Source organism: Streptosporangium sp. NPDC051023, from assembly GCF_040689595.1.
Taxonomy (GTDB): Bacteria; Actinomycetota; Actinomycetes; order Streptosporangiales; family Streptosporangiaceae; genus Streptosporangium.
In genome coordinates, this window is the sequence record NZ_JBFBCE010000155.1 from 1 (window position 1) to 9,668 (window position 9,668).

Consider the following 9,668-nt stretch of genomic DNA (forward strand, 5'->3'; position numbering starts at 1 on the left):
GCTGGGACATCTCCGGCGTCGAGGAGGCCTGGGCCGAGCGGCTGCGCGACAAGGGCTTCGCCGAGGTCGACCCGCGCACCAACATGGCCACCCCGGTCTTCGACGGCGCGAACGAGGAAGAGATCATCGGGCTGCTCGACAACACCCTGGTGAACAGGGACGGTGGCCGCATGGTCGGCCCGAACGGAAAGGCCCGCCTCTTCGACGGGCGTTCCGGCGAGCCGTTCCCGCACCCGATCTCGGTCGGCTACATCTACATCCTGAAGCTGCTCCACCTGGTCGACGACAAGATCCACGCGCGCTCGACCGGCCCGTACTCCATGATCACCCAGCAGCCGCTCGGCGGTAAGGCCCAGTTCGGTGGCCAGCGCTTCGGTGAGATGGAGGTGTGGGCCCTGGAGGCCTACGGCGCCGCCTACGCCCTCCAGGAGCTGCTGACGATCAAGTCCGACGACGTCCTGGGCCGGGTGAAGGTCTACGAGGCGATCGTCAAGGGCGAGAACATCCCGGAGCCGGGCATTCCCGAGTCCTTCAAGGTCCTCATCAAGGAAATGCAGTCGCTGTGCCTGAACGTCGAGGTGCTCTCCAGCGACGGCATGTCCATCGAGATGCGCGACACCGACGAGGACGTCTTCCGCGCCGCGGAGGAGCTCGGCATCGACCTGTCTCGGCGCGAGCCGAGCAGCGTCGAAGAGGTCTGATCTAGAAGCTGAGGAGGGGAATAACAAGTGCTGGACGTCAACTTCTTCGACGAGCTTCGGATCGGCCTCGCGACGGCTGACGACATCCGCCAGTGGTCGCACGGTGAGGTCAAGAAGCCCGAGACCATCAACTACCGGACCCTCAAGCCCGAGAAGGACGGACTCTTCTGCGAGAAGATCTTCGGTCCGACCCGGGACTGGGAGTGCTACTGCGGCAAGTACAAGCGCGTCCGCTTCAAGGGCATCATCTGTGAGCGCTGTGGCGTCGAGGTGACCCGCGCCAAGGTGCGTCGTGAGCGGATGGGCCACATTGAGCTGGCCGCGCCCGTCACGCACATCTGGTACTTCAAGGGTGTCCCGTCCCGGCTGGGATACCTGCTCGACCTGGCCCCGAAGGACCTCGAGAAGGTCATCTACTTCGCGGCCTACATGATCACGCACGTCGACAAGGAAATGCGCGAGCGTGACCTGCCGTCGCTCGAGGCGAAGATCTCGGTCGAGCGCCAGCACGTCGAGCAGCGCCGTGACGCCGACATCGAGGCCAGGCAGAAGAAGCTCGAGACCGACCTGGCCGAGCTTGAGGCCGCGGGCGCCAAGGGCGACCAGCGCCGCAAGGTCCGTGAGGGCGCCGAGCGCGAGATGCGCCAGCTCCGTGACCGGGCCCAGCGTGAGCTGGACCGGCTCGACGAGGTCTGGAGCCGCTTCAAGAACCTCAAGGTCCAGGACCTCGAGGGCGACGAACTGCTCTACCGCGAGATGCGCGACCGTTTCGGCCGCTACTTCCGCGGAGGCATGGGCGCCCAGGCCATCCAGGAGCGTCTGACCAACTTCGACCTCGACCTCGAGGCCGAGAACCTCCGCGAGACGATCCGCAGCGGCAAGGGCCAGAAGAAGGCCCGCGCGCTCAAGCGTCTCAAGGTCGTCTCCGCGTTCCTGAACACTCGCAACTCGCCCAACGGCATGGTGCTGGACTGCATCCCGGTCATCCCGCCGGACCTGCGCCCCATGGTTCAGCTCGACGGTGGCCGGTTCGCCACCTCGGACCTGAACGACCTGTACCGCCGTGTGATCAACCGGAACAACCGCCTCAAGCGTCTTCTCGACCTCGGCGCGCCCGAGATCATCGTGAACAACGAGAAGCGGATGCTCCAGGAGGCCGTCGACGCCCTGTTCGACAACGGCCGCCGCGGTCGTCCGGTCACCGGCCCTGGCAACCGTCCCCTGAAGTCCCTCAGCGACATGCTGAAGGGCAAGCAGGGCCGGTTCCGCCAGAACCTGCTGGGCAAGCGAGTCGACTACTCGGGCCGTTCGGTCATCGTCGTCGGCCCGCAGCTGAAGCTGCACCAGTGCGGTCTGCCCAAGCAGATGGCGCTGGAGCTCTTCAAGCCGTTCGTGATGAAGCGCCTGGTCGACCTGAACCACGCGCAGAACATCAAGTCGGCCAAGCGGATGGTCGAGCGCGCGCGTCCGGTCGTGTGGGACGTCCTCGAAGAGGTCATCACCGAGCACCCCGTGCTGCTCAACCGCGCGCCGACGCTGCACCGCCTGGGCATCCAGGCCTTCGAGCCGCAGCTGGTCGAGGGCAAGGCCATCCAGATCCACCCGCTCGTCTGCACCGCGTTCAACGCGGACTTCGACGGTGACCAGATGGCCGTGCACCTGCCGCTGTCGGCGGAGGCGCAGGCCGAGGCCCGCATCCTGATGTTGTCCACCAACAACATCCTGAAGCCGGCCGACGGCAAGCCGGTGACCATGCCCACCCAGGACATGATCATCGGTCTGTACTCCCTGACCACGCTCAAGGACGACGACGAGGACGCTCCGGGCCAGGGCAGGGTCTTCGGCTCGGTCTCCGAGGCGCTCATGGCCTACGACCGGCGCGAGCTGGACATCCAGGCCAAGATCCAGATCCGGATGAAGGGCGACGTCCCGCCGCCCCGCGGCTGGGCCGCTCCCGAGGGCTGGGAGCAGGGCGACAGCTACCGCCTGGAGACCACGCTGGGCCGTTGCCTGTTCAACCAGACGCTGCCTGCGAACTACCCGTACGTCAACTCCCAGGTCGGCAAGAAGCAGCTGTCCGCGATCGTCAACGAGCTGGCGGAGAAGTACCCCAAGGTCGAGGTCGCCGCCGCGCTCGACGCGCTCAAGGACGCGGGCTTCTACTGGGCGACCAGGGCCGGTGTGACGATCTCCATCGAGGACGTCATCGCGCCGCCGAACAAGGCCGCGATCATGGAGACGTACGAGCGCAGGGCCGACAAGGTCCAGCGCGAGTACGAGCGCGGTCTCATCACCGACGAGGAGCGCCGTCAGGAGCTCATCGAGATCTGGACGCACGCGACCAGTGACGTGACCGACGACATGCAGAAGGCGTTCCCGAAGACCAACCCGGTCTGGATGATGGTCCAGTCGGGCGCCCGAGGAAACCTGATGCAGGTCCGGCAGATCTCCGGCATCCGCGGTCTGGTGTCCAACACCAAGGGTGAGACGATCCCGCGTCCGATCAAGGCCTCGTTCCGCGAGGGCCTGTCGGTGCTGGAGTACTTCATCTCCACCCACGGACAGCGGAAGGGTCTGGCCGACACCGCGCTGCGGACCGCCGACTCGGGTTACCTGACCCGTCGTCTGGTGGACGTCGCGCAGGACGTCATCGTCCGCGAGATCGACTGCGGCACCGACCGCGCCGTTCCGCTGCACGTCGGCGAGCGCGACGCCCAGGGCAACCTGGTCAAGGCGGAGAACGCCGAGAGCAACGTGCACGGCCGCATCCTGGCCGAGGACGTCGAGGTGGACGGCAAGGTCATCGCGAGCGAGGGCGTCGACATCAGCGACATCCACGTCACCGCGCTGGTCGAGGCCGGGATCGAGACCGTCAGGACCCGCAGCGCTCTCGTCTGCGAGGCCAAGATCGGTGTCTGCGCCACCTGCTACGGCCGTTCGCTGGCGACCGGCAAGCTTGTCGACGTCGGCGAGGCGGTCGGCATCATCGCCGCCCAGTCGATCGGTGAGCCCGGCACCCAGCTGACGATGCGGACCTTCCACACCGGTGGTGTGGCGGGCGCCGACATCACCCACGGTCTGCCCCGTGTCCAGGAGCTCTTCGAGGCGCGCGTCCCCAAGGGTGTCGCCCCGATCAGCGAGGCCGAGGGCCGGGTCCGCGTCGACGAGACCGACAAGACCCGGAAGATCGTGATCGTCCCGGACGACGGTTCCGAGGAGATCGCCTACCCGGTGTCCATGCGGTCCCGCATGCTGGTCTCCGACGGGCAGCGGGTCACGGTCGGCCAGCAGCTGATCGCCGGTGCCGTCAACCCCAACGAGGTGCTGCGCATCCTCGGCCCGAGGGCCGTGCAGCTGCACCTGGTGGCCGAGGTCCAGCAGGTCTACCGCTCGCAGGGTGTGTCGATCCACGACAAGCACATCGAGATCATCGTCAGGCAGATGCTCAAGCGCGTCAACGTGCTGGAGTCCGGCGACGCCGACATGCTGCCCGGTGAGCTCGTCGAGCGGCCGCGCTTCGAGCGGATCAACCGCGAGTGCGTGGCCGAGGGCGGCACCCCGGCCTCGGGGCGTCCGGTGCTGATGGGCATCACCAAGGCATCGCTCGCCACCGAGTCCTGGCTGTCCGCGGCGTCCTTCCAGGAGACGACCCGAGTGCTCACCGACGCGGCGATCCACGCCAAGTCGGACTCGCTGCTCGGTCTCAAGGAGAACGTCATCATCGGAAAGCTCATCCCGGCCGGTACCGGCATGCCGCAGTACCGCAACATCCGGGTCGAGCCCACCGAGGAGGCGAAGGCCGCGATGTACACCGTCGGCGGCTACGACGGCTCCGCGGCCGACTACACCTTCGGCTCCGGCTCGGGTGAGGCCGTGCCGCTGGAGGAGTACGACTTCGGGCAGTACAACCGCTAGGCCGGCGGGCGGAGGCCTGTCCGGTCTTCCCGCCCGATGATCGACGACGGCGCCCGGTCCCCGAGAGGGGGCCGGGCGCCGTCGCGTTTCGGGCTCCTTCGCCGATCTTCTTGACCGGAATGTTGCGGGGAAAGCCGTACGCCTATGGTGGGAACGGCCGGAGAAGTCCCTCCGGACGGGTAAACTTGTGTTGGACCCAACAGCGGTCGGCTGGAAATCGGCCGCGGAGTCGCGACACGAACACGGGCGCTCATAGCGGCGGCCGGAGAGCGCAACCGTTTTGACGTGTTGCGTTGGACTGGGTAGTCTTTCCGTTCGTGCCCGTGGCTTCATGGGCTCTCATGCGTGCGCGTCGACAGGTTTCCCGTCGGGGAGTTGACAGAGGCGCCGCGTGGCTTCCTCCACCGGAGCGGCCTGCCAGGGAGAGTGGCGCGACACGTGCGCGACACGCCCGAGCGCGTGGGTCGGAGTGGACGGAAAAACCGCAGGTCATGACACCGGCAGCGCCTGCAAAAGCAACAAAATTCGAATCACCGGCAAGCACGAACGGAGACGCGGTGCCTACGATTCAGCAGCTGGTCCGCAAGGGCCGCCAGGACAAGGTCACCAAGACCAAGACCCCGGCGCTCAAGGCCAGCCCTCAGCGACGCGGCACCTGCATGCGCGTTTACACCACGACCCCCAAGAAGCCGAACTCTGCGCTCCGCAAGGTCGCGCGTGTCCGGCTCACCAACGGTATCGAGGTCACGGCCTACATCCCGGGCGTCGGTCACAACCTTCAGGAGCACTCCATCGTGCTCGTTCGCGGTGGTCGTGTGAAGGACCTGCCGGGTGTTCGCTACAAGATCATCCGTGGTTCGCTGGACACCCAGGGTGTCCGTAACCGCAAGCAGGCCCGTAGCCGTTACGGCGCGAAGAAGGAGAAGTAAGAATGCCTCGCAAGGGTTCTCCTGGCCGTCGTCAGCTCATGGCTGACCCGGTCCACAACTCGCCCCTGGTCACCGCCCTCATCAACAAGGTGCTCCTGGACGGCAAGCGCTCCATCGCCCAGTCCATCGTGTACGGCGCCCTTGAGGGTGCCAGGGACAAGACCGGCAACGACCCGGTCGTCACCCTGAAGCGGGCACTGGACAACGTCAAGCCCACTCTTGAGGTCCGCAGCCGCCGTGTCGGTGGCGCGACCTACCAGGTCCCGGTTGAGGTGCGCGCCGCGCGCAGCACCACCCTGGCCCTGCGCTGGCTGGTGCAGTACTCCCGCGCCCGCCGCGAGAAGACCATGACCGAGCGCCTCATGAACGAACTGCTCGACGCCAGCAACGGCCTCGGCGCCAGTGTCAAGAAGCGCGAGGACACCCACAAGATGGCCGAGTCCAACAAGGCCTTCGCCCACTACCGCTGGTAACAGCGGGTTCGACGAGACGACGAGGACGCGAGAGAAGTGGCCACCACGACCGCTCTTGACCTGGCCAAGGTCCGAAACATCGGCATCATGGCCCACATCGACGCGGGCAAGACCACGACGACCGAGCGCATCCTGTTCTACACCGGTATCAACTACAAGATCGGTGAAGTCCACGAGGGCGCAGCCACGATGGACTGGATGGAGCAGGAGCAGGAGCGTGGTATCACCATCACCTCCGCTGCTACGACCTGCGAGTGGCTCGGCCACACGATCAACATCATCGACACCCCGGGTCACGTGGACTTCACGATCGAGGTGGAGCGCTCGCTCCGCGTCCTCGACGGTGCCGTCGCCGTGTTCGACGGCGTGGCCGGTGTGGAGCCGCAGTCCGAGACGGTGTGGCGTCAGGCCGACCGTTACGGCGTGCCCCGCATCTGCTTCGTCAACAAGATGGACCGCGTCGGCGCGGAGTTCCACCGCTGCGTCGACATGATGGTCAGCCGCCTGCACGCGACCCCCGCGGTCGTCCAGCTTCCCTGGGGCGTCGAGGCCGACTTCAAGGGCGTCATCGACCTGGTGAAGATGAAGGGCCTGCTCTGGAGCGCCGAGGCGGCCAAGGGCGAGATGTACGAGACCGTGGACATCCCGGCCGAGCACGCCGAGGCCGCCCGCGAGTGGCGTGACAAGCTCGTCGAGACCGTCGCCGAGAACGACGACGAGCTGATGGAGCTCTTCCTCGAGGGCGTCGAGCCCACCGAGGAGCAGCTGGTCGCGGCCATCCGCCGCGCGACGCTGAGCAGCGCCATCAACCCGGTCCTGACCGGCACCGCGTTCAAGAACAAGGGCGTCCAGCCTCTGCTCGACGCGATCGTCGCCTACCTCCCCGCTCCGATCGACATCCCGGCCTTCAAGGGCCACGCGGTCGGCAACGAGGACGAGGTCATCGAGCGTCACGCCGACGTGAACGAGCCCTTCTCCGCTCTGGCGTTCAAGATCATGAGTGACCAGCACCTGGGTCGTCTCACCTACATCCGCATCTACTCGGGCACGCTCGAGACCGGCACCGCCGTGGTCAACTCGGTGAAGGGCCGCAAGGAGCGGATCGGCAAGATCTACCAGATGCACGCCAACAAGCGCGAGGAGCGCCCGTCGGCGGTCGCCGGTCAGATCGTCGCCGTCATGGGTCTGAAGGACACCACGACCGGTGACACCCTGGCCGACCCGGCCAAGCCGGTCGTCCTGGAGTCGATGAACTTCCCGGCTCCGGTCATCAACGTCGCGATCGAGCCCAAGACCAAGGGCGACCAGGAGAAGCTGGGCACCGCGATCCAGCGTCTGGCCGAGGAGGACCCGTCCTTCCAGGTCCGTCGTGACGAGGAGACCGGGCAGACGGTCATCTGGGGTATGGGCGAGCTCCACCTGGAGATCCTCGTCGACCGGATGCGCCGCGAGTTCAAGGTCGAGGCCAACGTCGGCCGCCCGCAGGTGGCCTACCGCGAGACCATCCGCCGCAAGGTGGAGAAGGTCGACTACGTCCACAAGAAGCAGACCGGTGGATCGGGTCAGTTCGCGAAGGTCATCATCGACATCGAGCCGCTGGGCGAAGGCAACGACGGCTACGAGTTCGAGAACAAGGTCTCCGGCGGCCGCATCCCCAGGGAGTACATCCCCTCGGTCGACGCGGGCGCCCAGGAGGCCGCCGAGTTCGGTGTTCTCGCCGGTTACCCCATGGTCGGGGTCAAGGTCACCCTGCAGGACGGCGCCTACCACGAGGTGGACTCGTCCGAAATGGCCTTCAAGATCGCTGGCTCGATGGCCTTCAAGGAGGCCGCGCGCAAGGCGGACGCCGTAATCCTGGAGCCGATGATGGCCGTCGAGGTCACCACGCCCGAGGACTACATGGGTGACGTCATCGGTGACCTCAACGGTCGTCGCGGACAGATCCAGTCGATGGACGAACGCGGTGGAAACCGCGTCGTCAACGCGCTCGTGCCGCTCTCTGAGATGTTCGGCTACGTGGGTGACCTCCGTAGCAAGACGCAGGGACGCGCGAGCTACAGCATGCAGTTCGACTCCTATGCGGAAGTGCCTGCGCACATCGCCAAGGAGATCGTCGCGAAGGTGCGGGGCGAGTAAGTCCGGCATCCGTTTCGGTGAGGGGCGGCGAGGAGATCGCCGCCCCGCGACCGAGGGGTGCGGGACGAGTAAGTCCGGCACCCGGTTCGATGAGGGGCGGCGAGAGGATCGCCGCCCGTCGTCGAGGGTGTGCGGGCGAGGTTCTCACCGGCCGGTCCCTCTGGGAGCGGCCCCCCAAGCCCGAGTGAAAAGACGCAAGTCAAGTCAGAATCTCTAAGGAGACAGAGCAGTGGCCAAGGCCAAGTTCGAGCGGACCAAGCCGCACGTAAACATCGGCACCATTGGGCACATCGACCACGGCAAGACCACTCTGACCGCGGCGATCACCAAGGTGCTCCACGAGCGTTACCCGACCCTCAACGAGGCGACCCCGTTCGACAAGATCGACAAGGCGCCCGAGGAGAAGGCTCGTGGTATCACGATCTCCATCGCGCACGTCGAGTACCAGACCGAGCAGCGCCACTACGCCCACGTGGACTGCCCCGGTCACGCTGACTACGTGAAGAACATGATCACCGGTGCGGCTCAGATGGACGGCGCGATCCTCGTGGTCGCCGCCACCGACGGTCCGATGCCGCAGACGAAGGAGCACGTCCTCCTGGCCCGCCAGGTCGGCGTTCCCTACATCGTGGTCGCCCTGAACAAGGCCGACATGGTGGACGACGAGGAGATCCTGGAGCTCGTCGAGCTCGAGGTCCGTGAGCTTCTCTCGGCTCAGGAGTTCCCCGGCGACGACCTGCCGGTCGTCCGCGTCTCGGCGCTGAAGGCGCTCGAGGGCGACGAGAAGTGGGGCGACAGCATCATCGAGCTCATGACCGCGGTGGACGAGAACGTCCCGCAGCCGGCTCGTGAGACCGACAAGCCGTTCCTCATGCCGATCGAGGACGTCTTCTCGATCACCGGTCGTGGCACCGTCGTCACCGGCCGTATCGAGCGCGGTGTCGTCAAGGTCAACGAGACCGTCGACATCATCGGCATCAAGGACACCAAGACCACCACCACGGTCACCGGTGTCGAGATGTTCCGCAAGCTGCTCGACGAGGGCCAGGCCGGTGACAACGTCGGTCTGCTCCTGCGCGGCATCAAGCGTGAGGACGTCGAGCGCGGCCAGTGCATCATCAAGCCGGGCACGACCACCCCGCACACCGAGTTCGAGGCCCAGGTCTACATCCTGAGCAAGGACGAGGGCGGCCGCCACACGCCGTTCTTCAACAACTACCGTCCGCAGTTCTACTTCCGTACGACTGACGTGACCGGTGTTGTGAACCTGCCCGAGGGCACCGAGATGGTCATGCCCGGTGACAACACCGAGATGAACGTCTCGCTGATCCAGCCCATCGCGATGGAGGACGGTCTCAAGTTCGCCATCCGTGAGGGTGGCCGCACCGTCGGCGCGGGTCGCGTTACCAAGATCCTCAAGTAATACGATCGCGGAGCCGGTCGAAGATGAGGCCGATCCCGCAGGCCGCCAGTCCGCCCTCGGGGGCGTCGACCACGTAGACGGCCGTGTCCTG

At 66.2% G+C, this 9,668-nt stretch carries 5 protein-coding genes and 1 pseudogene; all 6 read left to right on the forward strand.

Annotated features, from left to right (window positions below):
• Nucleotides 1–701: pseudogene (locus AB0395_RS46545) on the forward strand (DNA-directed RNA polymerase subunit beta); the annotation flags it as partial.
• A 27-nt stretch (nt 702–728) separates the two neighbouring features.
• Entirely contained in the window at nt 729–4,616 is a 3,888-nt protein-coding gene (locus AB0395_RS46550; RefSeq protein WP_366294292.1) for a DNA-directed RNA polymerase subunit beta', read from the forward strand.
• A gap of 557 nt (nt 4,617–5,173) precedes the next feature.
• The gene (rpsL, locus tag AB0395_RS46555) at nt 5,174–5,545 is read left to right on the forward strand and encodes a 30S ribosomal protein S12 (RefSeq protein WP_012887826.1); all 372 of its coding nucleotides are present in this window, start codon (nt 5,174–5,176) and stop codon (nt 5,543–5,545) included.
• A gap of 2 nt (nt 5,546–5,547) precedes the next feature.
• Nucleotides 5,548–6,018, forward strand: a complete 471-nt coding sequence (gene rpsG / locus AB0395_RS46560; protein ID WP_355594210.1) for a 30S ribosomal protein S7 — start codon at nt 5,548–5,550, stop codon at nt 6,016–6,018.
• A 36-nt stretch (nt 6,019–6,054) separates the two neighbouring features.
• Entirely contained in the window at nt 6,055–8,154 is a 2,100-nt protein-coding gene (gene fusA, locus AB0395_RS46565; RefSeq protein WP_366294296.1) for an elongation factor G, read from the forward strand.
• Nucleotides 8,155–8,383: 229 nt separating this feature from the next.
• Nucleotides 8,384–9,577: an elongation factor Tu gene (tuf, locus tag AB0395_RS46570; protein WP_366294298.1), complete on the forward strand. Its 1,194-nt coding sequence runs from the start codon at nt 8,384–8,386 to the stop codon at nt 9,575–9,577.
• Nucleotides 9,578–9,668: the final 91 nt, after the last annotated feature.

What these genes read in the sequence shown, in the direction of transcription:
- rpsG (WP_355594210.1), top strand. Translation starts at nt 5,548, where the DNA reads ATGCCTCGCAAGGGTTCTCCTGGCCGTCGTCAGCTCATGGCTGACCCG.